The sequence below is a fragment of the Bacillus sp. B19-2 genome, from assembly GCF_022832475.1.
GTDB lineage: Bacteria > Bacillota > Bacilli > Bacillales > Bacillaceae > Bacillus > Bacillus paralicheniformis.
Genome location: NZ_JALHKQ010000004.1, coordinates 328,777 through 352,454 on the forward strand (window position 1 = coordinate 328,777; position 23,678 = coordinate 352,454).

20 protein-coding genes, 7 tRNA genes, 2 rRNA genes and 1 pseudogene are annotated in these 23,678 nt (G+C 45.7%); 10 read left to right on the forward strand and 20 right to left on the reverse strand.

Features of this window, described 5'->3' with window-relative positions; genetic code table 11:
• Positions 1 to 24 precede the first annotated feature (24 nt).
• From glmS to MST20_RS17685, 12 genes are all read right to left on the reverse strand, one after another.
• Positions 25 to 1,827, reverse strand: coding sequence for a glutamine--fructose-6-phosphate transaminase (isomerizing) (glmS, locus tag MST20_RS17630; protein ID WP_243943839.1), 1,803 nt, complete (start codon positions 1,825 to 1,827; stop codon positions 25 to 27).
• Positions 1,828 to 2,269: 442 nt separating this feature from the next.
• Positions 2,270 to 3,616 carry a phosphoglucosamine mutase gene (glmM, locus tag MST20_RS17635; protein ID WP_243943899.1) on the reverse strand — a complete coding sequence of 449 codons (1,347 nt, stop codon included), beginning with the start codon at positions 3,614 to 3,616 and terminating at the stop codon, positions 2,270 to 2,272.
• 20 nt (positions 3,617 to 3,636) lie between these two features.
• Positions 3,637 to 4,953 carry a CdaR family protein gene (locus tag MST20_RS17640; RefSeq protein WP_243943841.1) on the reverse strand — a complete coding sequence of 439 codons (1,317 nt, stop codon included), beginning with the start codon at positions 4,951 to 4,953 and terminating at the stop codon, positions 3,637 to 3,639.
• Positions 4,946 to 5,767, reverse strand: a complete 822-nt coding sequence (gene cdaA / locus MST20_RS17645; protein ID WP_003178443.1) for a diadenylate cyclase CdaA — start codon at positions 5,765 to 5,767, stop codon at positions 4,946 to 4,948. Before cdaA ends, MST20_RS17640 begins: the two co-directional genes overlap by 8 nt.
• Before the next feature lie 165 nt (positions 5,768 to 5,932).
• Positions 5,933 to 6,553 (reverse strand): anti-sigma-W factor RsiW, encoded by a 621-nt coding sequence (rsiW, locus tag MST20_RS17650; protein WP_243943843.1) that lies wholly within the window; start codon positions 6,551 to 6,553, stop codon positions 5,933 to 5,935.
• Positions 6,554 to 6,566: 13 nt separating this feature from the next.
• Positions 6,567 to 7,130: an RNA polymerase sigma factor SigW gene (gene sigW, locus MST20_RS17655; protein WP_003178438.1), complete on the reverse strand. Its 564-nt coding sequence runs from the start codon at positions 7,128 to 7,130 to the stop codon at positions 6,567 to 6,569.
• Between the two features lie 225 nt (positions 7,131 to 7,355).
• Positions 7,356 to 8,270: an arginase gene (gene rocF / locus MST20_RS17660; RefSeq protein WP_243943845.1), complete on the reverse strand. Its 915-nt coding sequence runs from the start codon at positions 8,268 to 8,270 to the stop codon at positions 7,356 to 7,358.
• A 125-nt stretch (positions 8,271 to 8,395) separates the two neighbouring features.
• Positions 8,396 to 8,467, reverse strand: a tRNA-Gln gene (locus MST20_RS17665).
• 4 nt (positions 8,468 to 8,471) lie between these two features.
• Positions 8,472 to 8,556 (reverse strand) — tRNA-Tyr (locus MST20_RS17670).
• A gap of 8 nt (positions 8,557 to 8,564) precedes the next feature.
• Positions 8,565 to 8,637: transfer RNA gene (locus tag MST20_RS17675), tRNA-Thr, on the reverse strand.
• 60 nt (positions 8,638 to 8,697) lie between these two features.
• Positions 8,698 to 8,773, reverse strand: a tRNA-Val gene (locus MST20_RS17680).
• A gap of 118 nt (positions 8,774 to 8,891) precedes the next feature.
• Positions 8,892 to 8,966: transfer RNA gene (locus tag MST20_RS17685), tRNA-Glu, on the reverse strand.
• Positions 8,967 to 9,150: 184 nt separating this feature from the next.
• Between MST20_RS17685 and MST20_RS17690 the strand changes: the two genes are divergently transcribed.
• The 8 genes from MST20_RS17690 (at position 9,151) to MST20_RS17725 (ending at position 18,533) form a co-directional block, all read left to right on the forward strand.
• Positions 9,151 to 9,603, forward strand: a complete 453-nt coding sequence (locus tag MST20_RS17690) for a 2-thiouracil desulfurase family protein (protein WP_243943847.1) — start codon at positions 9,151 to 9,153, stop codon at positions 9,601 to 9,603.
• A 174-nt stretch (positions 9,604 to 9,777) separates the two neighbouring features.
• Complete coding sequence (murQ, locus tag MST20_RS17695; protein WP_243943849.1) at positions 9,778 to 10,695, forward strand: N-acetylmuramic acid 6-phosphate etherase; 918 nt, start codon at positions 9,778 to 9,780, stop codon at positions 10,693 to 10,695.
• Positions 10,696 to 10,713: 18 nt separating this feature from the next.
• Entirely contained in the window at positions 10,714 to 11,571 is an 858-nt protein-coding gene (locus MST20_RS17700) for a MurR/RpiR family transcriptional regulator (protein WP_243943851.1), read from the forward strand.
• A 16-nt stretch (positions 11,572 to 11,587) separates the two neighbouring features.
• Entirely contained in the window at positions 11,588 to 12,955 is a 1,368-nt protein-coding gene (locus tag MST20_RS17705) for a PTS transporter subunit EIIC (RefSeq protein WP_243943853.1), read from the forward strand.
• A 66-nt stretch (positions 12,956 to 13,021) separates the two neighbouring features.
• On the forward strand, positions 13,022 to 14,371 hold the full coding sequence (pbp4b, locus tag MST20_RS17710; RefSeq protein WP_243943855.1) for a penicillin binding protein PBP4B: 1,350 nt from the start codon (positions 13,022 to 13,024) through the stop codon (positions 14,369 to 14,371).
• A 13-nt stretch (positions 14,372 to 14,384) separates the two neighbouring features.
• A complete protein-coding gene (locus tag MST20_RS17715; RefSeq protein ID WP_243943856.1) occupies positions 14,385 to 16,316 on the forward strand; it encodes a glycoside hydrolase family 3 protein in 1,932 nt (643 codons plus the stop codon).
• The gene (locus MST20_RS17720; RefSeq protein ID WP_243943858.1) at positions 16,316 to 17,545 is read left to right on the forward strand and encodes an exo-beta-N-acetylmuramidase NamZ family protein; all 1,230 of its coding nucleotides are present in this window, start codon (positions 16,316 to 16,318) and stop codon (positions 17,543 to 17,545) included. The genes MST20_RS17715 and MST20_RS17720 overlap by 1 nt, the downstream gene beginning before the upstream one ends.
• Before the next feature lie 118 nt (positions 17,546 to 17,663).
• Complete coding sequence (locus tag MST20_RS17725; RefSeq protein WP_243943860.1) at positions 17,664 to 18,533, forward strand: PhzF family phenazine biosynthesis protein; 870 nt, start codon at positions 17,664 to 17,666, stop codon at positions 18,531 to 18,533.
• A 23-nt stretch (positions 18,534 to 18,556) separates the two neighbouring features.
• Here the strand turns inward: MST20_RS17725 and MST20_RS17730 are convergent, their stop codons facing one another.
• The 3 genes from MST20_RS17730 to MST20_RS17740 form a co-directional block, all read right to left on the reverse strand.
• Positions 18,557 to 18,976, reverse strand: a complete 420-nt coding sequence (locus MST20_RS17730; protein WP_075753515.1) for a DUF5391 family protein — start codon at positions 18,974 to 18,976, stop codon at positions 18,557 to 18,559.
• A 33-nt stretch (positions 18,977 to 19,009) separates the two neighbouring features.
• A complete protein-coding gene (locus tag MST20_RS17735; protein WP_243943901.1) occupies positions 19,010 to 19,951 on the reverse strand; it encodes a bile acid:sodium symporter family protein in 942 nt (313 codons plus the stop codon).
• Positions 19,952 to 20,101: 150 nt separating this feature from the next.
• Positions 20,102 to 20,323 carry a hypothetical protein gene (locus tag MST20_RS17740; RefSeq protein ID WP_243943862.1) on the reverse strand — a complete coding sequence of 74 codons (222 nt, stop codon included), beginning with the start codon at positions 20,321 to 20,323 and terminating at the stop codon, positions 20,102 to 20,104.
• Positions 20,324 to 20,498: 175 nt separating this feature from the next.
• Here MST20_RS17740 and MST20_RS17745 point away from each other — a divergent pair, with 175 nt between their 5' ends.
• Positions 20,499 to 21,668 (forward strand): serine hydrolase domain-containing protein, encoded by a 1,170-nt coding sequence (locus MST20_RS17745; RefSeq protein ID WP_243943863.1) that lies wholly within the window; start codon positions 20,499 to 20,501, stop codon positions 21,666 to 21,668.
• A gap of 802 nt (positions 21,669 to 22,470) precedes the next feature.
• On the opposite strand, the pseudogene MST20_RS21440 reads toward MST20_RS17745, so the two are convergent.
• Positions 22,471 to 22,597 (reverse strand): annotated as a pseudogene (locus MST20_RS21440) (hypothetical protein); the annotation flags it as partial.
• Positions 22,598 to 22,677: 80 nt separating this feature from the next.
• Here MST20_RS21440 and MST20_RS17750 point away from each other — a divergent pair.
• Positions 22,678 to 23,010 carry a tyrosine-type recombinase/integrase gene (locus tag MST20_RS17750; protein ID WP_243943865.1) on the forward strand — a complete coding sequence of 111 codons (333 nt, stop codon included), beginning with the start codon at positions 22,678 to 22,680 and terminating at the stop codon, positions 23,008 to 23,010.
• A gap of 105 nt (positions 23,011 to 23,115) precedes the next feature.
• On the opposite strand, the gene MST20_RS17755 is transcribed toward MST20_RS17750, so the two are convergent.
• The 4 genes from MST20_RS17755 to MST20_RS17770 all read right to left on the reverse strand — a co-directional run.
• Positions 23,116 to 23,188 (reverse strand) — tRNA-Thr (locus tag MST20_RS17755).
• 2 nt (positions 23,189 to 23,190) lie between these two features.
• Positions 23,191 to 23,265, reverse strand: a tRNA-Asn gene (locus tag MST20_RS17760).
• A 45-nt stretch (positions 23,266 to 23,310) separates the two neighbouring features.
• Positions 23,311 to 23,426 (reverse strand): 5S ribosomal RNA (gene rrf / locus MST20_RS17765).
• A 134-nt stretch (positions 23,427 to 23,560) separates the two neighbouring features.
• Positions 23,561 to 23,678: ribosomal RNA gene (locus tag MST20_RS17770) — 23S ribosomal RNA — on the reverse strand; the annotation flags it as partial.

A 23,678-nucleotide genomic window follows, 5' to 3' on the forward strand; every position in this document is an offset into this window, starting at 1 on the left:
ACAAATTTTTATTTCAAACGACTCCTACTCCACCGTCACACTCTTCGCCAAGTTCCTCGGCTTATCAACATCACAGCCGCGGTGCAGCGCAGCGTAGTATGCGATCAGCTGCAGCGGGATGACGGAGACGAGCGGTGCAAGCTCCGGATGCACTTCAGGCAGGACAAAGCGGTCGTCTGCTTCTTCCAGGCCTTTCAGGGAGATCACGCAAGGGTTGGCGCCGCGCGCTGTCACTTCCTTGACGTTTCCGCGGATGCTTAAGTTGACGTGCTCTTGTGTCGCAAGGGCAATGACCGGTGTGCCGTCTTCGATCAATGCGATTGTACCGTGCTTCAATTCGCCGCCGGCGAAGCCTTCAGCTTGAATGTAAGAAATCTCTTTCAGCTTCAGGGATCCTTCGAGGCAGACGAAATAGTCGAGACCGCGGCCGATGAAGAAAGCATTGCGTGTTACGGTCAAGTATTCACGTGCGATCATTTCCATTTCGTCTTTCTGGTCGCAAAGGGCTTCCATCGCGTTTCCGATGATGCCGAGCTCTTTAACAAGATCAAAGCCGAGTGCTTTTCCGCGGGTTTCCGCAGTCACAGCTGCCAAAATAGCGAGAACAGCGATTTGCGCCGTATATGCTTTTGTTGACGCTACCGCGATTTCCGGGCCGGCATTCAGTAAAAGCGTATAGTCCGCTTCACGGGAAAGCGTGGATCCCGGTACGTTGGTCAATGTCAGCGCTTTGTGTCCGAGCTTTTTCACCTGTACGAGAACCGCGCGGCTGTCAGCCGTTTCTCCGCTTTGAGAAATAAAGATAAACAGCGGCTTTTCAGAAAGCAATGGCATATTATAAGAGAATTCGCTTGCGACATGGACTTCAGCCGGAACTTTCGCCCATGTTTCGATAAATTGCTTGCCGACAAGACCGGCATGATAGCTCGTTCCGCAGGCAATGATATAGACGCGATCCGCTTCTCCAACAGCATTTGCAATATCTCCAGGAATGGAAAGCTTGCCGTTTTCGTCTTGGTACGTCTGAATGATTTTCCGCATGACAAGCGGCTGTTCATCGATTTCTTTTAACATGTAGTGAGGGTATGTGCCTTTTTCGATATCGCTCGCATCAAGCTCTGCAATATATGAGGCACGTGACATCAATTCTCCGTCAAGGTTTTTGATCACGACTTTTTTGTCTGTGACAATCACCATTTCTTTATCCATAAGCTCCACGTATTCGTTTGTCACTTGAAGCATCGCCATCGCGTCAGACGCGATCACATTGAAATTGTCTCCAAGGCCGACAAGAAGCGGGCTTTTATTTTTCGCAACATAGATTGTTTCTTTGTTTTCATGATCGAATAATGCAATCGCATAAGAGCCTTTGAGCAGCATGAGCGTTTGGCGGAACGCTTCTTCCGTGTCAAGGCCGTTATTGACAAATTGCTCGATCACTTGAACGACAACCTCTGTATCCGTATCGCTTTTAAGGGTTACATCTTGTAAATATTCGCGCGTCAGCTGAACATAGTTTTCGATGACGCCGTTATGAACAAGTGTAAATCGGCCTGATGCGCTTTGATGCGGGTGAGCGTTTAGACGGCTCGGTTCCCCGTGAGTCGCCCAGCGTGTGTGTCCGATTCCCGCTTGTGACTTCACGTTTGCATCAACGGCTAAGCGAAGATCGGCGATCCGTCCTTTTTCTTTAAACACGTGTACGCCGTCTTCGTTCGCTACAGCGATTCCAGCTGAATCGTAGCCGCGATACTCCAGCTTTTCCAAGCCTTTAAGTAAAATTTCCTTTGCATCAAGCTGGCCAATATAACCTACAATACCACACATAATTTTCTTCCTCCTAAAGTCGCAGGCAGGAGACGAAGAAAGTCTGCTTATCAGGCGGGGACATTCTTCGTCCCCTCCTACATGTTTTTTATGGAAGATCATGCGATTTCCCTTTGTTCAAAGAGTCGCCTCTTTGGTTTGAGGAAATCCTTGCGGCTGTGATCTTGTGGTCAGCCGGGAGGCATCCGCCGAAAATTCGATAAACCTCCATCCTCGTCAACTAAGCTGTTTCATCCGTACGCTTAGTCCGGGCGCTATAACTATAAAAAATGTTTCTGCCCTGCCTTTCCTTTAAAATTAAAACAAGACAAGCTGATTTTACTATACGCTAAAGGAACCGTCAAACATTTTTCAAAATGGTTCACATTTTTTCCAAGATTGAACGGTTCACTTTATCTTATGTCAAATCAGCATGTCTCGTTCGTCAGTCTTCTGCGGAAAATCACTCCGCTCCCATTTCAGCTTTCACAACATCTGCAATGCGGCCTACGTATTTCTCGCAAAGCTCCTTCGTTTTCGCCTCAGCCATGACACGCACAAGCGGCTCGGTGCCGGACGGGCGCACAAGGATGCGGCCGTCACCGTTCATTTCCTTCTCAACTTCTTCGATGACCGCTTTTACCTTTTCGTTCTCCGTCACTTTATGTTTATCGGTTACTTTCACATTCAAGAGGAGCTGCGGAAACTTCTGCATCTCCGCTGCAAGCTCTGACAAAGACTTGCCTGTCATTTTGATCGTGTTCATCAGCATGATCGCAGAAAGCAGGCCGTCGCCTGTCGTATTGTAATCAAGGAAAATCAGGTGTCCCGACTGTTCTCCGCCGAAAGTAAACCCGTCCTTTTTCATCGCTTCCACTACATAGCGGTCGCCGACCGCTGTCTGAACGCTTTTAATGCCTTCCGCTTCAAGCGCTTTGTAAAAGCCGAGGTTGCTCATCACCGTGGACACAACTGTATTGTCCGCCAGGCGCCCCTCGCTCTTCAAGTACTTCGCGCATATGTACATGATTTGATCGCCGTCTACGATATTCCCCTTTTCGTCGACAGCGATCAAGCGGTCGCCATCCCCGTCAAACGCCATGCCGACGTCAGCTCCCTTTTCTTTCACAAATTCGGCCAGGGCTTCAGGGTGAGTCGAGCCGACTCCGTCATTGATGTTTAATCCGTTCGGAGAAGTCCCCATCGTCGATACATCTGCGTCAAGATCGGCAAACAGGTGGGTCGCCAGCGAAGATGTCGCTCCGTGCGCACAGTCAAGCGCGACATGAATGCCTGTGAAGTCTTCATCAGCAGATTGCTTAAGAAACTGCAAATATTTCTGTCCGCCTTCAAAGTAGTCGTTCACCATACCCAGATCAGCGCCTACAGGCCTTGGCAGGTGATCTTCAGGCTGATCCATCAGACGCTCGATTTCAAGCTCCTGCTCATCGGAAAGCTTAAATCCGTCGCCGCCGAAAAACTTAATTCCATTGTCCTCTACAGGGTTGTGGGAAGCTGAAATCATCACACCCGCTTCCGCGTCCATAGCCTTCGTCAAATATGCGACGCCGGGCGTCGAAATCACGCCGAGACGCATGACTTCTGCTCCTATCGAAAGAAGGCCTGCAACTAGGGCACCTTCCAGCATATGGCCGGAAATACGCGTATCACGGCCGATCAGCACCTTGGGGCGCTCCTTATCTTTTGTTAAGACATATCCGCCAAAGCGTCCGACTTTAAAGGCCAGCTCGGGTGTAAGTTCACTGTTTGCCACGCCTCTTACACCGTCTGTACCAAAATACTTGCCCATTAATATCGCTCCTTTTTGATTCATGAAGGTTGTGAATCCTTTTCAGAATGATTCTCTTCTTCTTCATCCTGACCATTATTTTTTTCGTTTTGGGTTGTTTGAGATGAGATTTTCACTCGAATGCTCTGCCGCGGCAGCGACCAAGTCATGTTCTGCGGTCCGTTTACTTCCAGCTTCACGTTATGCTCGCCGTCATCGAGATCCGCCACATTGACATAGAGCTCGACGTCGGAAGGCTGGAGTTTTTCGATCGCGGCTGTCGAGCCCTTTGCCGTGATATCCAGCTTGCCTGACTTCGGATCGAGAAATTCAAGATCTCGGCTGTCATTCAGCCCCGCGGTTTTAATTGGAACGTTCTGCAGTTTTTTCTCTTCTTCCTTGTCAACTTTCACCTTGATTTTCACTTTTTCGGGTGACACTTTTTTAGCGCCGTCCGGCACTTTAATGTTGGCTTCCAACTCAGTGTCATCTTTCATTTTACTTAAATCAACCTCATCGGCCTCGACAAATTCTAACGAATCAAGAACATTTTGCGGCCCGTAGACGGTTACCTCTCCCGGACTGATATCAAGGCTGGAAATGCTGATACCGTCAGGAAGGCTCCCTTTCCGGTCAACTTTGACGGGAATCTTTTTGCTGGGGCTTGTCACGGGAACGGTGATTTTAACGACGGATGGACTGATTTCAACCGGAAGAACATTTCCGTCCCTGTCGTACACTGTTAGCTTGGCTTCTTTTTCAACCGTCTGGTCGACGCCCTCTAAATTGATCGTCGCCTTAATGTTTTGGATTCTGTCGATCACGGCTTTTGAGCCGGTGACGCTGACGTTTTTCGGGTTGATAATCGGCAGCTCCGGCGTGTAGCCGTCTTTCATTTTGTTTTTATTATAAAAATCAACCTCGACCGGGAATTCCTTCGTCGTTTTTTCTTCGATGGTCACGGTTGTCACCGATGGATTGATGGTCAGAGTGAGGCCTTCGGCAACATTTCTGGCCTTCAGCTCGACTTTGTGCCTGCCTGTTTTCAGATGCTGCATATCGGCATAAATCTCAAAATCCTTCACTTGTCTGACCTTCTTGACGGTTCCTGTCGGGCCTTTAATCGTGACATTCACCGTCTGCGGCACGCCTGTTACGACGTAGTTTTCATCATCATAAAACGATTTGACCGGTATATCGGTGAGCGTCGCTTCGTCTGTCGTCGATGTCGGGAAAAACGATTCACCTGGTTTCTTCGGAGTCGGCGCTTGAGCGCTGTGGACCGCAAAGTAAAGAAGAAACGCGAACAATAATGCGACTACTTTGACAGCCCAGGGATTGTTTAAGAACTTATCCATTTTTCTTCGCCCTCCAATACCAGCGATTTGAGGAAGTTTCTCGCGAATTTTTCTTGAATTCCGCTTCAAGCATGTTTTTCAATGCCTCTTCCGATAAATCACGGTGAAGGTCTCCGTTTTTGGCGACGCTGATGCCGCCTGTTTCTTCGGATACGACAACTGTCAGACTGTCGGTCACTTCACTGATTCCCACTGCTGCTCTGTGCCTCGTCCCAAGCTCTTTTGATATAAAAGGGCTTTCAGAAAGCGGAAGGTAGCAGGCGGCTGCAGCAACCTCATCATTTTTCATAATTACGGCACCGTCATGAAGCGGTGTATTCGGAATAAAGATGTTGATCAATAGCTCAGAGCTGACCTTTGCATTTAAAGGGATCCCCGTTTCTATGTAATCGCCCATTCCCGTCTCCCGTTCAATCGTCAGAAGCGCGCCAATCCGGCGTTTCGCCATATATTTAATCGCTTTTGTAATCGCATCAATCGTTTTCTGCTGCTGCTCTTCCTCAGGTGTTCCGCTCCTCGAAAAAAAGCGCCCCCGCCCCAGCTGTTCCAGCGCTCTCCTCAATTCAGGCTGGAAGATGATAATGATCGCCAGGAACCCCCATGTGATCGCCTGGTCAACCAGCCACTGCAGGGTGCTTAATCCTAAATATTGACTGGCCAGCCTGACGAGAACAATGACCACGATTCCCTTTAAAAGCTGAACCGCTTTTGTTCCGCGGATGACCATCATTAATTTATATATTACGTACCAAACAAGGAGAATATCAACGGCATCGCCGAGGTACTGCAAGAAAGGGATATCCTCAAAAGCCATTTCCTCGTCCTCCAAGAATTCAGTCATTAGTAAGGTTAATATGTTTCAAAATGGTATGATCTATTATTTTTACATATACAGAGGCTATTATAGCACAAATTGATTTTCCAAGTGAAATGGCGGCCCCTCATAAAAAAAGAGCAAAGCTCATTCGCCCGCTTTGCTCTACTCTTTAGACTCCTTCACGCCAAAAACCGATTTTCCGGTCGATTTGATCTTATACCACATCCAGTCAAACATCTCGTTGATCTCATGGATCTGACCGGTGACTTGTCCTGCTGAAGCCGTATATTTTTCGCCATTAACAATCGTGACATCGCCGTCGACTTTGCCCTCTATAATCAGCTTTCCGTTTTTCACGGTCACATCGCCTTTGACAACTTCGCCTTCAGGTACGATGACCGTGTTGTTTTTCACCACGAGATTGGGCTGGCTGGATACGCTGAAATCCTGATCGTTTTTCCAGCTGGAGAAAAAGCTGCCGCCCATCAAAATTGCAAATAAAGCTGCCGCCACTAAAAACGGATGGGCTTTAAGCCACCTGTTGATCGATACCGTCCGCTTTTCCTTAGGCAGATTCGCCAGCACATCGGCTGTAAAGTTCGCCGGAGCTGTAAGATGCGACGTGCTCTGGACAAGAGCGATGGATTTTTCCATTTCATGAAGGTGCTTTTTGCAGCCTTCGCATGATTGGAGGTGCTCTTTTAATTGCGATTCATCTTCCGGTAGTATGTCTCCGTCAAGGTATTTATGCATAAGCTGAACAATATGCTCCGGACAGCTCATTTCATCACCCCACTTAAAGATCCCTTAATTGTTTTCTGAGAGCCTCTCTGCCCCTGTGTATCCTCGTTTTCACCGTACCTACGGGAATATTGAGAATTTCACTGATCTCAATGAGTGAGAGCTCATCAATGTACTTTAATACGATGACCGTCCTGTATTTATCGGGAAGCCTTAAGATTTTTTCCTGGATGGTGCTGTGCAGCTCCAAAGAAACCACTTCATCCTCTGGAAGCGCAACATCCGCCGCAACCTGGGAATACATCGTCAGTCCTTCAGTCCCCGCCACCTCTGCATCCAAGTAATAGTCCGGCTTTTTTTTACGGATACGATCGATGGTCAAATTGGTTGCGATTCGATAAAGCCATGTGGAAAATTTCCGGTTGATATCAAAACTGTCGATATTCACGTATGCTCTGATAAACGCTTCCTGCGCAATATCTTCCGCCTCATGCGCATTGCCGAGCATACGGTAGCAAAGCTGATAAATTTTGTCTTTGTAAATATCCACGATGTCTGCAAATGCGTTACGATCGCCTTTTTTCACCTGTTTGATTCTTTTTTTAATCATTGTTTCCATATTTATCTAACCTCTGCCTTCACCGGTCTTTATGTATACGAATTGATTTTTATAAGGTTTCATTAAATTCATAAAAATAGTTTATCAAATTTTTGGCAGGGTGTAGATGCTTTGACAGGAATCATGCGCTTAATATTAGCTTAAAATTATTATACAACCTAAATATTATGAAGTTGAGACTTCTTCGCAAAAAAAAAGCAGCCAGAGGCCGCTCTTCAACCTTATTTAAAGCAGCTTTTCGCCAAACAGCGATCCCATTAAGGCGACAGCCGCTTCCGCCGTCCTGTTTTTCTCATCCAATATCGGGTTGACTTCGACAAACTCAGCGGACGTAATCAACTTTGATTCCTCCAGCATTTCCATCGCCAGGTGGCTTTCCCTGTAGCTGATGCCTCCAGCTACCGGGGTGCCGACACCCGGCGCATCGTTCGGATCAAGCGCGTCTAAATCGAGTGACAGATGGACACCGTCCGTTCTGCCGCGCAAATAGTCTATCGTTTCTTCCATCACCCTCGTCATGCCGAGGCGGTCGATTTCATGCATTGTATACACTTTGATCCCTTTGTCGCGAATCAATTCTTTTTCCCCGTCATCAAGTGACCTCGCACCGATGATGACGATGTTCTGCGCTTTAATTTTCGTTTCTTTTCCATAGATGCCCGTCAGCCCTTCATGGCCGATCCCCAGGCTGATGGCGAGCGGCATGCCGTGAATATTGCCTGAAGGAGACGTTTCTTTCGTATTTAAATCAGCATGGGCATCATACCAGATCACACCCAGGTTTTGATAATGCTTCACAAGGCCGGCCAGCGTTCCGATCGCAATGCTGTGGTCACCGCCCAGCACGAGCGGAAAAGCACCTGAAGCCACGATCTTATCAACGGTCTCAGCAAGTTTTGCACTCGCCTTTGTAATCGCTTTCAAGTTTCTCAGCTCTTCAGCTGCTGGCTCCCCGCCTTCTTTCTCATCCTCTCTTTGCCCGATCGTCATATCGCCGAGATCTTCAATATCCTGACAAAGGCATTCTAACCGTTCATTAACACCGGCACAGCGAAGCGCGCTCGGTCCCATATCGACTCCCCGCCTCAGCTGACCGAGATCCATCGGTACGCCGATCATAGAAATCTGCTGTTTCAACATATGATATCCCCCTTTCAGACCTTCATTGTACCTTCCAATTCAGAATTGACTCAACAAGACATTTTTTTGAATAGTTATACAAAAAAGACAAAATAAAAAGGACATCCGAACAGGATGTCCAAAAACTGGGCTAGCTGGATTCGAACCAGCGCATGACGGAGTCAAAGTCCGTTGCCTTACCGCTTGGCTATAGCCCAAAAATGGTGGAGGGGGACGGATTCGAACCGCCGAACCCTGAGGGAGCGGATTTACAGTCCGCCGCGTTTAGCCACTTCGCTACCCCTCCACAAACAGTGCCGGCCAGAGGACTTGAACCCCCAACCTACTGATTACAAGTCAGTTGCTCTACCAATTGAGCTAGACCGGCATGATATGGTATCTTATGCAATTACCGGCACGGTTGTGACAAAAACCGATCCGAAAAAAATGGTGGAGGATGACGGGATCGAACCGCCGACCCTCTGCTTGTAAGGCAGATGCTCTCCCAGCTGAGCTAATCCTCCGCAGTACAGGACGTACAAGTGCATGCGTTGCAACAGGACGTTGCGCTTTTAGCATGACTTCCTTTAAAAAGCTTCGATGTAAACCTGATGCTTTTTAGCGTGCTGTCCAAAAAAATAATGGTGACCCGTACGGGATTCGAACCCGTGTTACCGCCGTGAAAGGGCGGTGTCTTAACCACTTGACCAACGGGCCATCAGCGTGTTTCAAGCAGCTCTCGTAAAGCTGACAAAAGTTATTATATACAGGTTCCTCCCCATTTGTAAAGGGGTAAATTAAAATTTTTATTTTCAAATTTTTTATTCATAGACATTGCGAAAAACGCGGAAATTTTGTTTAAAATAGAGCTATCTGATGTGCAAGAGAGGGGACACGAAAAATGATACTGGTGAGTTCATGTCTGGCCGGGGTGGAATGCCGCTATAACGGATCGCACAGCTATGTCGGGAAAATCAATAAGCTTGTTGAAGAAAAAAAAGCGGTGATTGCTTGTCCCGAGCTGCTCGGCGGATTTCAAACGCCAAGGGAACCGGCCGAAGTTATAGGCGGGACGGGAGAGGACGTTTTAGACAGCAGGGCGGTGATCAAGACACAATCGGGAAAAGACGTAACAGATCTGTATATAAAAGGGGCTTATCATACATTGGAGATGGCAAGGCAAATCAAGGCTGATACGATCGTGCTGAAGGAAAACAGCCCGTCTTGCGGCAGCGGCCATATATATGATGGAAGTTTCTCAAGCCAAAAAATAGCCGGCAACGGTGTGACGGCGGCGCTTCTGAAAAAAGAAGGCTTCCGCGTGATTTCCGAACATCAAATAGACGAGCTGTAATACCTGAACATAAGCGCAGTTCATCTGCGCTTTATTTTATTTCGGCAATCCGATGTTTAGAACTTCATTGAAATAAAATTTTAATATTTATCTTTTTTTATTGAAATAATATTCCACCCTTAATATACTGAAAATTAAGAAATATATGCACTTCATATTCAGGAGGAGTTGTCGATGGAAAACAGCCATTTAGGTTCCTTAACGACCGAACGCCGGAATGAAAGATCCAGTCGCATTCACCAGGCAAAGACGATTGATATTTTGAAAATCATCAATGATGAAGACAAAACGGTGGCCGAAGCTGTACAAGACGTCTTACCAGAAGTTAAGACCGCCGTTGACTTTGCCGTCGGGTCGTTAAAGAAAGGGGGACGGATCATCTACATCGGTGCCGGTACAAGCGGGAGGCTCGGCGTACTTGATGCAGCTGAATGCCCGCCGACGTTCAGCATATCTCCCGAGTCGGTCATTGGCATCATTGCAGGAGGAGAAAAAGCTTTGTACAAAGCTGTCGAAGGCGCTGAAGATCACGAGGCATTCGGCAGACGGGATTTAGAAGCCGTTAACCTCTCAAACAATGATACCGTCATCGGAATCGCCGCCAGCGGCCGGACTCCGTACGTTCTCGGCGCTTTAAAGTATGCCAGGGAAACAGGCGCCAAGACCGTCTCACTGACATGCAACGAAAACTCGGCGATCAGCCAGGCGTCAGAACACAGCATAGAAGTGGTCGTCGGCCCTGAAGTTATTGCCGGGTCGACGAGAATGAAAGCCGCAACCGCTCATAAAATGATTTTAAACATGATCTCAACGGCGGCTATGATCAAAATGGGAAAAGTCTATGAAAACCTCATGGTAGACGTAAAAGTAAGCAATGACAAATTAAAGGAGCGGGCGATTCGCATCATCCAAACGGTCACAGATGTTCCAAAAGAAACGGCAGCACTAGCGTTAGAAAAATCCCATAACCAGGTCAAAACCGCCATCCTCATGGTGAAAACAAACGAAGATGCGGCCGCTGCCGAAAAACTGCTGGAGAAATCAGAAGGCGATATCGAAAAGGCGCTATCCATTTATGAAAAACAATCTTAAATAAGAAAGGAAGAAACAATGGCTGCAGGAGGATTGGAAATCATTCAGAATATGCTTCACAAATTGCCGCAATCTGAACGAAAACTTGCCGAATACATTTTGAAAAACCCACACGAGGTCGTAAACGGCACCATTCAAGAGGTGAGCTCTTCGGCAAAGACAAGCGGGGCGGCGGCAATACGGCTCTGCAAATCTCTGGGCCTGAAAGGCTTTCAAGATTTAAAAATGAGGGTCGCCGGCGATTTAATGAAACCGTCTGATCAGGGATACCGGGATATCGAACCACAAGAGCCGCTCCATTCAATCGTTCAAAAAACGACCAGCAATTCGATTCAGGCGATTCGCGATACCTTTGAAAACATTGACCACGAAGATCTTCAAAAAGCGATTCAAATACTGATTAACGCAGAAACGGTTCATTTTTGCGGGATCGGGGCTTCAGGAATCGTCGCACAAGATGCCCAGCAGAAATTTTTGCGCATCAATAAAAAAGCCACCGCTTTTAGTGATATGCATCTTGTCGCGACATTAATCGCCAATGCCGGCGAGAATGACGTTCTGTTTGCCATATCCCATTCAGGAGAAACGCTTGAAATCGCCAATGCAGTCAGACTCGCCAAAAAACATGGCATTAAAACCATTGGACTGACGCGGTTTGGACAGTCTGCTGTCTCTTCATTAAGCGATATCGCCCTGTATACGTCATGCTCAAATGAAGCGCCGTTTCGCAGCGCCGCCACCTCCTCTCGTTTAACTCAGCTTTACATGATTGACATTCTGTTTTTAGGCATAGCCGCGGAGCGCTACGAGGACATCATTCAATATATTGATCAAACAAAAGCGGCTATCCGCATGATGGGAATGAGCGAATTGTAAATAAGGGGGATATAAAATGAGCGATGAGAAAAAATATGCCGGCCTGGCAAAATTGATTTTACAACACATCGGCGGCCCGTCTAACGTCGCGGATTATACCCATTGTATGACGCGCCTGCGCATCACGCCTGTCAACAGTCAAAAAGCCGACATTGGCTCAATCAAAGCGCTTGAAGGCGTGATTGGCGTCGTTGAGGAGGAAACGCTTCAGATTATCCTCGGCACTGGCGTCGTACAGCACGTATCAGACGAGTTCGGGAAGCTGCTTCAATCCGCGGAACATGTTGACTTAAAACAATCCGCAGCCAAACATAAAGCGGAGGTTTCCAAGAAAAACGCGACGCCTTTTAAGTTGTTTCTTCGGCGGATCGCAAGCATTTTTATACCGCTGATCCCCGCTTTGGTTGCCTCAGGCTTGATTACCGGAATCACCAAAGCCGTTATCCAAGCCGGCTGGCTCGCTGAAACATCACAAACCGCCATTATTTTAACGGTAATAGGTTCAGGTTTATTTACGTATTTGGGCATCCTGGTCGGGATCAATACGGCGAAAGAATTCGGCGGCTCCCCCGCACTCGGCGGATTAGCCGGTATTTTAATCATTAACCCGGCCGTTGGTGATATTTCGCTTTTCGGTGAAGCGCTTTTGCCGGGACGCGGCGGTTTAATTGGCATTTTATTCGCGGCCGCATTTATCGCTTTTCTCGAAAAACGGATCAGGCGCCTTGTACCTCATTCACTCGACATCATCATCACACCTACAATCTCCCTTCTCATCACAGGAATCGTCACTTACGTTGTCTTCATGCCTGTCGGCGGCTTGATATCCGACGCCATTACGTCAGGACTTCTCGCCATCTTAGATCTCGGCGGCATAATCGCCGGCTTTGTACTGGGGGCCACCTTCCTTCCGCTCGTCGTAACCGGACTGCACCAAGGATTGACACCGGTTCATATGGAATTAATCCATTCAATCGGCGATGACCCGCTGCTGCCGATTTTGGCCATGGGGGGCGCAGGTCAAGTAGGCGCCGCTTTTGCGATTTATTTCAAAACGAAAAAAGCAAAGCTCAAAAGAGCCATTGCCGGCGGACTGCCGTCAGGCCTGCTCGGAATCGGTGAACCGCTCATATTCGGTGTGACCCTTCCACTCGGACGTCCGTTTTTAACCGCGTGCCTCGGCGCCGGAGTAGGCGGAGCCTTTCAAGCGTATTTCAAAATCGCGACCGTATCGATAGGCGTATCAGGTCTTCCTTTGTCGTTTTTGGTCCATACCCACCAGGTGCTTTTGTATATTCTCGGTTTGTTTATTTCCTATGCTGCCGGCTTTGCCTTAACATATCTCTTTGGTTTTAAAGACGATATGGCAGTTGAATTTGATTAAACGTTTGTTTAAAATTCCCACTATGCATTTTTTTACAGAAAGGAGTGAAGCAATCTGAAAAAGTTTATGATCAGCGCTGCCGCATCGTCCCTATTGTTGCTGACATGCTTTTTTCCGCTTCCGTCATCAGCACAGACTGCCATTGCGAACGAGACAACAGGGCGGCTGACATATCCCGTATTAACGAAGGCGAAAACGCCTGAAGAAGCCGGTTTTTCTTCGGAAAAGCTTAAAGCTGTGGACCGTCTGATCGAACAGGATGTCAAAGCGGGCTTTCCCGGGGCTGCCCTGATTTTGATAAAAGACGGAAAAATTGTCAAAAAAGAAGCATACGGCTACAAGCAGAAATACAACGGCCTCTCGACGCTCAAACATCCAAAAAAAATGAAAACAAACACGATGTTCGACCTCGCCTCCAATACAAAAATGTATGCCGTCAATTTTGCCTTACAGCATTTAGTGAGCACCGGAAAGCTTGACTTGAACAAAAACATTTCACATTATCTTCCTGATTTCAAAGATCACCCTGAAGACGATGTAAAGGGAAAAAACCGGCTCCGCGTCATTGATTTGCTCCACCATAACGCAGGCTTCCCTGCAAGCTGGAACTATTACGACCCGAAAGCAGCCGGACACCTCTACTCTCAATCACGGAGCAAAACGCTTGAATATCTTGTCAAAACCCCCTTGTCATATGAACCCGGCACAAAACAAATTTACAGCGACATCGACTATATGCTCCTCGGGCTGATCATAGAAAAAGTCACAAACGAGCGTTTAGATACCTTTGTTGAAAATCAATTTTACCAGCCTCTCGGGTTGCGGCATACTTTGTTTAATCCGCTCCAAAAGGGCTTTAAACCATCGCATTTTGCAGCTACGGAACGAATGGGAAACACCAGAGACGGCATCATCTCGTTTCCAAATATCAGAACTTACACGCTTCAAGGGGAAGTCCACGATGAAAAGGCGTTCTATTCAATGGAAGGCATCTCCGGGCATGCCGGCCTGTTTTCCACCGCTGACGACACAGCAGTGCTCCTTCAAGTCATGCTGAACGGCGGCGGTTACGGGAAACAGCATCTATTCAGCCGTTCGGTCATTTCACAATTTACTGAGCAGTCAAAAACAAATCCCACATATGGACTAGGATGGCGGCTTAACGGCAATACCGATATGGAGTGGATGTTCGGCAAGCACGCCAGCAACAAGGCATACGGCCATACCGGCTGGACGGGAACCGTTACTATCATCGATCCCGTGTATCAAATCGGCATTGTGTTGTTAACCAATAAAAAACACTCTCCTGTCATCGATCCTAAAGAAAACCCGAATCAATTCAAAGGTGATGCATTTGCAACCGGAAAGTACGGCAGCGTCATTACAGCTATTTACGAGGCGTTACATCACCAATAGGAGGCTACCTTATATGAAAAGATTTCTTCAATGCGCGTTGATTGCATTGCTGTTATCGTCTCTCGCTTTGCAGCCCGCCACTCGCAAAGCAGAAGCGAAACAGCAGCCTGAACAACACCTCAAACAAATGGTCAGCAGTATGTCGCTTGAAGAGAAAATCGGACAAATGCTGATGCCTGACTTTAGAAACTGGAAGAAAAAAGGGGAATCGAACGCCAAAGGATTAACGAAAATGAATGACGAAGTTGCGGGAATCATTGAAAAATACCGGCTCGGCGGCGTCATTCTTTTTGCTGAAAACGTCACAGGCACAGAGCAGACTGTACGGTTAACGGACGGCCTGCAAAAAGCGAGTCCTGACATTCCGCTCTTTATCACGATCGATCAAGAAGGCGGGATTGTCACCAGACTCGAATCAGGTACAAACCTGCCCGGCAATATGGCAGTCGGTGCATCGAGAAGCAGCAAAAACGCCTTTAGATCAGGAAAAATCATCGGAAAAGAATTATCATCACTGGGCATCAATGTGAATTTCAGTCCTGTACTTGATGTTAACAACAATCCCGGCAACCCCGTCATCGGCGTTCGTTCTTTCAGTTCCAAGCCTGAGCTGACTTCAAAGCTCGGCATCCAGATGATGAAGGGCCTGCAGGACGAGCAAATGATCGCTACAGCAAAGCACTTTCCCGGACACGGCGATACAGCGGTTGACAGTCATTACGGATTGCCGCTTGTTCCGCATGATGAAAAAAGGCTGAGAAGTGTTGAACTTGCGCCATTTCAAAAAGCGATCGATGCAGGGATTGACATGATCATGACAGCGCATGTCCAGTTCCCCGCCTTTGACAATACAACCTATAAAAGCAAAAAAGACGGCGAGGACATCATGGTGCCTGCAACACTTTCCAAAAAAGTCATGACAGACCTTCTCCGCAAAGACCTCGGCTTTAAGGGCGTTGTCGTAACAGACGCTTTAAATATGAAAGCCATTTCTGATAATTTCGGACAGGAAGAAGCCGTCGTCATGGCTGTTAAAGCAGGAGTCGACATCGCCCTCATGCCCGCGCAAGTCACATCGCTTGAGACCGAAAAAAATCTGGCGCGTGTGTTCGAAGCTCTTCTGACAGCCGTTAAAAAAGGTGAGATCCCTATCGAACAGATCGATCAGTCGGTGGAGCGAATCCTTCAATTAAAAATAAACCGTGGTATCATCGATCACACCGGCTCCGAACCGCTTCAGAAAAAAATCAAATACGCCTTGAAAACGGTCGGCAGCAACAAACACATGAAATCCGAAAGGAAAATGGCAAGAGAAAGCGTCACCATCCTTAAAAACGACAAAAGCACCTTGCCATTCAAACCGAAAAAAGGAGACACCGTCCTCATTCTCGCCCCATACGAAGAGCAAACAGCAGCAATCGCCAAAACCATCAGCAAAATAAAGAAAAACATTAAGGTGGTCGAATATCGATTTGCAGAAAAAACGTTTGATGAAGAGATTCAAAAGAAAATTGACGAAGCCGATTATGTCATCACAGGATCATACGTCATCAAAAACGATCCTGTTGTGAATGACGGTGTCATTGATGACAGCATTCAAGACTCAAGCAAGTGGGCAACTGCTTTTCCGCGCGCCGCCATGAAATACGCTCAGGCAAACGGGAAAAAATTTGTCTTAATGAGCTTGCGAAACCCTTATGACACGGCAAATTTTGAAGAAGCTTCTGCCGTGATCGCAGTATACGGCTTTAAAGGCTATGTAAACGGGCGCTTCAGGCAGCCGAATATCCCGGCCGGAGTGGAAGTTATCTTCGGAAAGGCAAAGCCTAAAGGAACATTGCCCGTAGACATTCCTTCGGTCACACGCCCCGGAGAAACCCTTTACCCGTTCGGCTACGGGTTGAATATTAAAAACGGCAAGCCGCTTCACAAAGGAGGGTCATGATGAGAAAAAAAGCGATCTGGCTGCTTGCGGGAATGTTTGTCTTCAGTACATTAACCGCAGCAGCGGCCTTTCCGGACAAAGAAAAGAAAGCTAAGGTCTCACCGGGTATTGAAGTGATCATGAAAAAGCAAAGCATATTAAAAGGAAAAAGGGTCGGTCTCATCACAAATCCAACCGGTGTCAATTCAGCATTAATAAGCAGCATCGATTTGCTTCACCAAGCCCCCGGTATTGAGCTGACCGCTCTCTATGGTCCAGAGCACGGTGTAAGGGGAGACGCTCAAGCCGGCGATAAGGTTGACTCTTATGTTGATGAAAAAACCGGTCTCCCCGTCTACAGCCTTTACGGAGATACGAGAAAACCGACACCGGAGATGTTGAAAAACGTTGACGTCCTGCTATTTGACATCCAGGATGTCGGAACGCGGTTTTACACTTACATGTACACAATGGCATATGCGATGGAGGCGGCAAAAGAAAACGGCATTCCATTCATTGTTCTTGACCGGCCAAACCCGCAAAACGGCTTAAAAGTTGAAGGACCTGTCCTTGATCCGGATTATTCTTCATTTGTCGGAATGTATCCAATTCCTTTAAAGCACGGAATGACCGCAGGAGAACTGGCAAAGCTGTTTAATGATGAATTTAACATCGGCGCCGATTTAACCGTCATTAAGATGAAAGGCTGGAAGCGGCAGATGTTCTTTGAAGACACGGGTCTTCCTTTCGTCCTGCCGTCCCCGAACATGCCGACGCCGGATACGGGCATCGTCTACCCGGGCACAGGTTTAATTGAAGGAACCAATATGTCAGAAGGAAGGGGCACGACAAAGCCATTTGAATTAATTGGTGCGCCCTACATGAAAAGTACGGAGCTCGCTGAAAAATTAAACGGTCTGAAGCTTCCTGGCGTCCGATTCAGAGCCGCCTCGTTCACTCCGACATTTTCAAAGCATCAAAATAAACTGTGCCACGGGGTAGAACTTTACGTGACAAACAGGTCCGCTTTTAAGTCTGTAAATACCGGTATCTCGATCATCAAAACCGTCCATGACCTCTACCCGGACGACTTTGAGTTCCTCCCTTCTGGAAATTTCAACCGTCTAATCGGGAACGGATGGGTCAAAACCATGATTGAACAAGGCGCTTCAATTGATGAAATCGTCAAAAAATACGAAGCAGAGCAAAAACGGTTTATGAATATCAGAAAGAAGTATTTGCTTTATTAGGAAGAGCGGGAGCCGCTCTTCTTTATTTTTTTAGACTGTTCAATGATTCTCATCTCATGTAAGATATGTAAAACTGCCTTTAGGGCGGGAAGGTCATTTTAAAGGGGAGAGACATCAGATGGAATTTTACCTTGTGGATGTGTTTGCAGAAAGAAAATATACAGGAAACCAGCTCGCTGTTTTTAAAACAGAAAAAAACCTATCAAGTGATGAAATGCAAAAAATAGCCAGGGAAATCAATTTTTCCGAGACAACATTTATATTAGGGAAACAGGAAAACAGCGGGTATGATGTCCGAATCTTCACCCCGGAAAAAGAAATTCCTTTTGCAGGACATCCAACGCTGGGCACAGCGTTTATCATAAAGAATGAAATCGAAACTGAACCATCTTCAAGCGTCATTTTAAATGTTCGAGCAGGTGCAATACCGGTGACGTTTGACAAAGGTGAAGATCAGATCATTTGGATGAAGCAAAATCCGCCTGTATTTAATCGAACTTTTAATAAAGAAATGATGGCAGAGGTACTCGGAATCGACACATGCGATATGGATTCGAATTTCCCGATACAAGAGGTTTCCACAGGTCTGCCAGCAGTTATCGTCCCGTTAAATTCGCTAAGTGCAGTTAAAAAATGCAAAATCAACAAGGAGCGGTTTGAAGCTTTTATGAAAGAAACAGAAGCCAGTCTGCTCGTTTTTTCTACGGAAACCTATCATGAACAAAATCACATCAATACACGAGTTTTTTGCGACTGTCTCAGCGTTCCCGAAGATCCGGCAACAGGCAGCGCAATCGGGGATCTCGCAGGTTATTTACTGCATCACGGTTATTTTAATCAAAATGAGCTCAGCATAAGGGCTGAACAAGGGTTTGAAATAAACCGGCCTTCCCTCCTTTTTATTGAAGCGCACACAACGGAAAACAGCACAGAGATTCACGTCGGGGGCAACGTCCACCTGATCGCAAAAGGAACTTGGCGAACTTGAACACAACGCGGGAAAGCGGTTTTTTAAATATTAGAAGAAGCAACCGCTGACGGCCTGCGAAAAGCGGCGACTAACCAAATCACATTCACGATCGCTAACAGAATGCAAAGGCCTGCGACGCCCAATAAAGCAGAAGCATATCCGCCAACAGCGCCAATCAACATAACCACTGGAATCATGGTCAGCATGATGATTAATCCAATCACGCAAAGAACAGCCATTACAAACTTCATCGCATCAAACCCGGCCATATAAACAGCGAGGGGCAGGATATAAAAGAGTAAAACGGTTCCGATAGCCGCCCACATCCCCAAAGTGCCAAACTCATTAGCATGAGGGCCTGAATGAGCGAGCGGAGAAAGAGAAGCTGTCACTAATAAAGAACAAAACAAAAATGCGGAAATTAAAGTCCAAATCATCACACTTACTCTATTGGTTTTCATTGTTTTCACTCCTGTAAGGTTCAAGTCTGCCAACTATGAGGGCAGACCCGTTTTTTTGTCCAAATGATACGTTTTTTTCAGCTCGCTTCTTCCAAGCAAATGCCCAAATAACGCAGCCAGGATCTGCTGAAACAGCATGCCGATGACAACGGGCACCGCCACTTGCGGCGGAAAAAACCCGGTGGCCAACACAGCGCCAGCGCTAATATTCCGCATTCCTCCGGTAAAAATTAAAGCCACGATTTCCTCCTGGGGCCGTTTCATCAGCCGACCGATCAGCCAAGCTGTCAGGTAGCCTGTAAATGCCACCAAAAAAACCGTAACGGCTATCGTTAAAAACTTTAAATCGACGTTTTTCAGGTAAGGAGCGACCACTGAGCTGTTAATCGCCACCACGGCGGCTAACCCGATTTTCGAAAATGGAGCGCAATTCGAGCTTAAACGCGCTGTCCGCTCCGGTATTGAAAATTGATTGACGAGCATTCCTAATAAAGAAGGAATCACAATCATTCCGACTAAACCTTTCATCATACCGATCACATCCATTTCAACATGCGCTCCGGCCAGGATGGAAAGACTGAACGGAACGATGAAAGGCGAAAGAATCGTGTCCACTAAAATAATCGATAGTGTTAAGCCGATGTTTCCTTTATACATGGCAGCCCAAATCATACTCGTAATCCCCGTCGGAATGACAACACCGAGGGTAAGCCCCGTAATCGTCAATGAATCTCCGCTAAACACAAGATGCCCCGTGCTCCATGCCAGAACAGGCATAAATAAGTGTAAAACAAATAAAGCGAGAAGCATCGGCAAGGGATGAACCATCGCTGTTTTCAGCGACTGAAAATTTGCCCCAAGGCTGCCGGCAAACGTCATAAATGCAAAAATCCACGGCACAAGACCCGCCAGCCCATTTAAGTAATCCGCAAGCAACACCCCGCTGACAACACTTAAAGGCGTCAGTAAAGGCATAATCTTACCAAGTGTTTTATTGATCGTCTGAAGCATAGATGTAAAACGCCCGCTCTCTTTAAATCGAATTTACATTCATTATAACAAAAGATGGAATATCAAAACAGGAAGGGAATACTGAAAGAAGACAGCAAGATGAAAGAGCAGCTTTTAGGCATAATAAGCTAAGCTTCTTTTTTTATAGGGGAACACGGTTAAAATGGCCTCCATCTTAAACATTCTGAACTGCTGTTTTTGGAAGCAAAATGCTTTCACATAACCGTTTTTAATTTCTTTCACGAGAATGGCCCGTTTAGAAAAACTGCTTTCTTTCATGTAAATGATTTCTACCGGAAAACCGTCTTCCATTGAACGATACAACAGCTTATTCATCGTCTCACCTCTCATCTTTATTTTATACGAACGTTTGTTCCTAATCAAGTGTAAACAAAATGTAAATTTTGGCATTATCCGAGTCCATGTATGAAAATATTAGCATTTTGAAGAAACTTTTTAAGGGGTTATTGCGTCAGTAAATACGTCACATATAAAAGAAGGAGTACCCGCCATGGCAAGAACATACAGAACGCGAATAAAGAAAAGAAAAAAGCAGAAAACAAAAAGAAGGCTCATCATATTTTCCTTTCTGCTTGTTTGTGGATTAATTTATCTTGCACTTCCAAGCGGTATGCGAGATCACCAAGAAAACCAACTGCAGGCAACTGAAAAAAAAGAACAGCCTGAAGCAAAGAAGAAGACAAATCAAAGTGAAACAAAAAAGAACCCTGTCATCACAAAAAATGATAATGCTCAATTGGATCAATATTTAAAAAGCATTGGATTCAGCGGCACAGCATTAATTGTAGAAGATGGAAAAGTTGTGACAAGCAAAGGGTATTTATATGCAAACCGCGAGGAAATGGTCCCCAATACACCGGACACCGTCTTTTATGTAGGGTCATCACAAAAAGCAATTATTGCAACGGCAATTTTACAGCTTGAGGAAAAAGGATTGCTATCAGTAAATGACCCTGTTTCTAAGTATCTTCCTGACTTTCCAAACGGTTCAAAGATCACCCTTTATCATTTCTTGACACATACATCAGGGATTAGGGGACACAAAGAAGGTCACGGATATATTTCGCCGGAAGATTTAATTAAAGATATCGAAAAGCGGGGCGTAAAATACCCAACTGGAAAATGGGATTATAGAGACTCCAATTACTCGGTTCTGGCATACATTGTTTCCATGGTAAGCGGTGAACCAGTCGACCAATACATCAAAAAGCATGTTTTTAAACCTGCGGGTATGAAACACGCAGGCTTTTATAAAACATTTGCTAAAGAGTCAAATCCGACGACAGGGTATAAATTAAACCCGCAAAAAGAGCTTTATACGCCTGACATGCCGAATTTATCACAGCTTTACGGGGCCGGTGATATTTATATGACCGCTTATGATATGTATCTGTTTGATAAGGCGCTTTACGAAAGAAAAATCATTTCCAATGAAAGTTTTATGAAAATGTTTACACCGAACAAAGCAACATACGGCATGGGCTTTTATGTGTCACCGGGAAGCTATTCTAGTCACGGTGTCATGCCCGGCTATAACATATTAAACAGCTTCAGTCTGACAGGAAGCAGATACGTCATTCTATTTTCAAACATCCAAAACAACATTAAGTCTTTTGGCAGTGTGAATAATCGGATCTTCTCTATTTTAAATGGATTTTAAACATGTTCAAACAAGCTCTCTGACTCGGATGACAGAGGGCTTGTTTGAATAGCAGAGAAAGTTTTTACAGCTAAAAGGATCTTAATTATAAATGTAGAAGATAGATGATAAATGAATTTTCAATATAAAGGAAGGTCGTCATGTCATTATTAACGCTTAGCAAAATCGTGACCATTATAGGCGTTGCAGCATTATTTATATGGACTTTTAAAGACTCAAAACAGCATGAACCTGATACGTTAAAGTACGGGAGTTATATGTTGTTCCTTCTTGTCTTAGAAGTCGCAATTAGCGTTTTATAGGAGTGGGTATAGCAGTAAAAGCAGGCGTTAAGCCTGCTTTTATACATTTAATAAGTCGGAAGCAAAATATCGCAAAACCAAGTCCAGTAAAACGTATTCTAACACCATGCCCTTCATGTTCGTCTTGAATCATCTGACCAAAACCAACTAGTCCGCCTCCGATTACTATGCAGCTGTTCCAACTGGGGTTTTTCCAAAATAAAAATGAAAGAGGGGAGACTATGACTTTCTTAGTTTTAATGGCAGGGTTATTTCTTTTCATTTACATGAAAGAACCATTCAGCAAAAAAGTGTATGCTTATGTTTACGTGGCTTTTTATTTAATGGTTTTAGCCCTATATATTATTAACACTACATTTGTAAATTTAATATCTAGCAGACTATTATTAATTGTAACAGTAATTGTCATTTCACCATTATTCATCAGTTTCCTTAAATCCTCAAATGAATCTTGTTAGTTTAAAAGCAGAGGAGCAGGCATAATGCCTGCTCCTTTTTTATTACTTCAACAACGCTTCAGTTTTAGACCCGTAAATAGCAAACAACCCATGCATCAGCTGGAACTGTTGTTTTCTCCCCTTAATAACCGTCAATACCGTTATTTTTAGTGCTCTTGTCGGGATAGAATCAATACGTCTGTTGCAGAGAACTGATTACAATTAAAGAAAGAAGTATTCGACTACCGGAATAATCGCAAGAAAGAAATAATGAAAAGACGGGATGAATATAAAGGTTTTAAGCATGAAAATGGCAAACCTATTGATTTGCTATTTGGACATATAGAAGGCTCTCCATTCAGTCCAAGGTCAGTTACGCAATTTTGGAATAGGATTGTAAAAAGATACAAACTAAAGAAGATAGAGTTTCACGATTTACAACCCTCTGCAGCCTCTTATTTGTTAAGTCAGGGGTTTAGTATGAAGGTTATCCAAGAAAGATTGGGACATAAAGACATTTCAACCACAATGAACTTGTATACTCATATCACTAAAGAACTTGATCAAGACGCGGGAAATGTATTTTTGAAAGTGAGAAAATAGATGGGGGCTTATTTGGCCAGTTAATTGGTCAGTTGAAAAAGCGCAAAAACAAAAAAAGCTTTCTCCACCTTAGGAGAAACCTTGTCATATCAACATATTCACTTAAGCTTCCAAGCGGGCTCGAACCGCTGACCTCTTCCTTACCATGGAAGTGCTCTACCTGCTGAGCTATGGAAGCATTGGCTCCGCAGGCAGGATTCGAACCTGCGACCGATCGGTTAACAGCCGATAGCTCTACCACTGAGCTACTGCGGAATAAGATAAGCTTCAATTCATGCAGGGTAAAGAGATATATAAACAGCTTGGCGGCGTCCTACTCTCACAGGGGGAAGCCCCCAACTACCATCGGCGCTGAAGAGCTTAACTTCCGTGTTCGGCATGGGAACGGGTGTGACCTCTTCGCTATCGCCACCAAACTATGCCTTCAGGACGAAGGTACTGGGCGTTCCTCACAGGATGTGAGGGCCTTTAGCCGAGTTTCCTTGCCTTTGGCTTTCTGAGAGGCATTCTCTCAAAACTAGATAACGGTCAGACAATTCACAAAAATATTTAGGTTAAGTCCTCGATCGATTAGTATCTGTCAGCTCCATGTGTCGCCACACTTCCACCTCAGACCTATCAACCTGATCATCTTTCAGGGATCTTACTTCCTTGCGGAATGGGAAATC

Bases quoted from the DNA above. Each gene is read 5' to 3' on its own strand.
- pbp4b (WP_243943855.1), top strand. From the start codon at position 13,022: ATGATCAGCGCTGCCGCATCGTCCCTATTGTTGCTGACATGCTTTTTT.
- rsiW (WP_243943843.1), bottom strand. From the start codon at position 6,553: ATGAGCTGTCCGGAGCATATTGTTCAGCTTATGCATAAATACCTTGAC.
- MST20_RS17750 (WP_243943865.1), top strand. From the start codon at position 22,678: ATGAAAAGACGGGATGAATATAAAGGTTTTAAGCATGAAAATGGCAAA.
- glmM (WP_243943899.1), bottom strand. From the start codon at position 3,616: ATGGGCAAGTATTTTGGTACAGACGGTGTAAGAGGCGTGGCAAACAGT.
- MST20_RS17640 (WP_243943841.1), bottom strand. From the start codon at position 4,953: ATGGATAAGTTCTTAAACAATCCCTGGGCTGTCAAAGTAGTCGCATTA.
- MST20_RS17725 (WP_243943860.1), top strand. From the start codon at position 17,664: ATGGAATTTTACCTTGTGGATGTGTTTGCAGAAAGAAAATATACAGGA.
- cdaA (WP_003178443.1), bottom strand. From the start codon at position 5,767: ATGGCTTTTGAGGATATCCCTTTCTTGCAGTACCTCGGCGATGCCGTT.
- MST20_RS17745 (WP_243943863.1), top strand. From the start codon at position 20,499: ATGGCAAGAACATACAGAACGCGAATAAAGAAAAGAAAAAAGCAGAAA.
- MST20_RS17740 (WP_243943862.1), bottom strand. From the start codon at position 20,323: ATGAATAAGCTGTTGTATCGTTCAATGGAAGACGGTTTTCCGGTAGAA.
- MST20_RS17730 (WP_075753515.1), bottom strand. From the start codon at position 18,976: ATGAAAACCAATAGAGTAAGTGTGATGATTTGGACTTTAATTTCCGCA.
- MST20_RS17705 (WP_243943853.1), top strand. From the start codon at position 11,588: ATGAGCGATGAGAAAAAATATGCCGGCCTGGCAAAATTGATTTTACAA.
- MST20_RS17715 (WP_243943856.1), top strand. From the start codon at position 14,385: ATGAAAAGATTTCTTCAATGCGCGTTGATTGCATTGCTGTTATCGTCT.
- murQ (WP_243943849.1), top strand. From the start codon at position 9,778: ATGGAAAACAGCCATTTAGGTTCCTTAACGACCGAACGCCGGAATGAA.
- MST20_RS17720 (WP_243943858.1), top strand. From the start codon at position 16,316: ATGAGAAAAAAAGCGATCTGGCTGCTTGCGGGAATGTTTGTCTTCAGT.
- MST20_RS17690 (WP_243943847.1), top strand. From the start codon at position 9,151: ATGATACTGGTGAGTTCATGTCTGGCCGGGGTGGAATGCCGCTATAAC.
- glmS (WP_243943839.1), bottom strand. From the start codon at position 1,827: ATGTGTGGTATTGTAGGTTATATTGGCCAGCTTGATGCAAAGGAAATT.
- MST20_RS17735 (WP_243943901.1), bottom strand. From the start codon at position 19,951: ATGCCTTTACTGACGCCTTTAAGTGTTGTCAGCGGGGTGTTGCTTGCG.
- MST20_RS17700 (WP_243943851.1), top strand. From the start codon at position 10,714: ATGGCTGCAGGAGGATTGGAAATCATTCAGAATATGCTTCACAAATTG.
- sigW (WP_003178438.1), bottom strand. From the start codon at position 7,130: ATGGAAACAATGATTAAAAAAAGAATCAAACAGGTGAAAAAAGGCGAT.
- rocF (WP_243943845.1), bottom strand. From the start codon at position 8,270: ATGTTGAAACAGCAGATTTCTATGATCGGCGTACCGATGGATCTCGGT.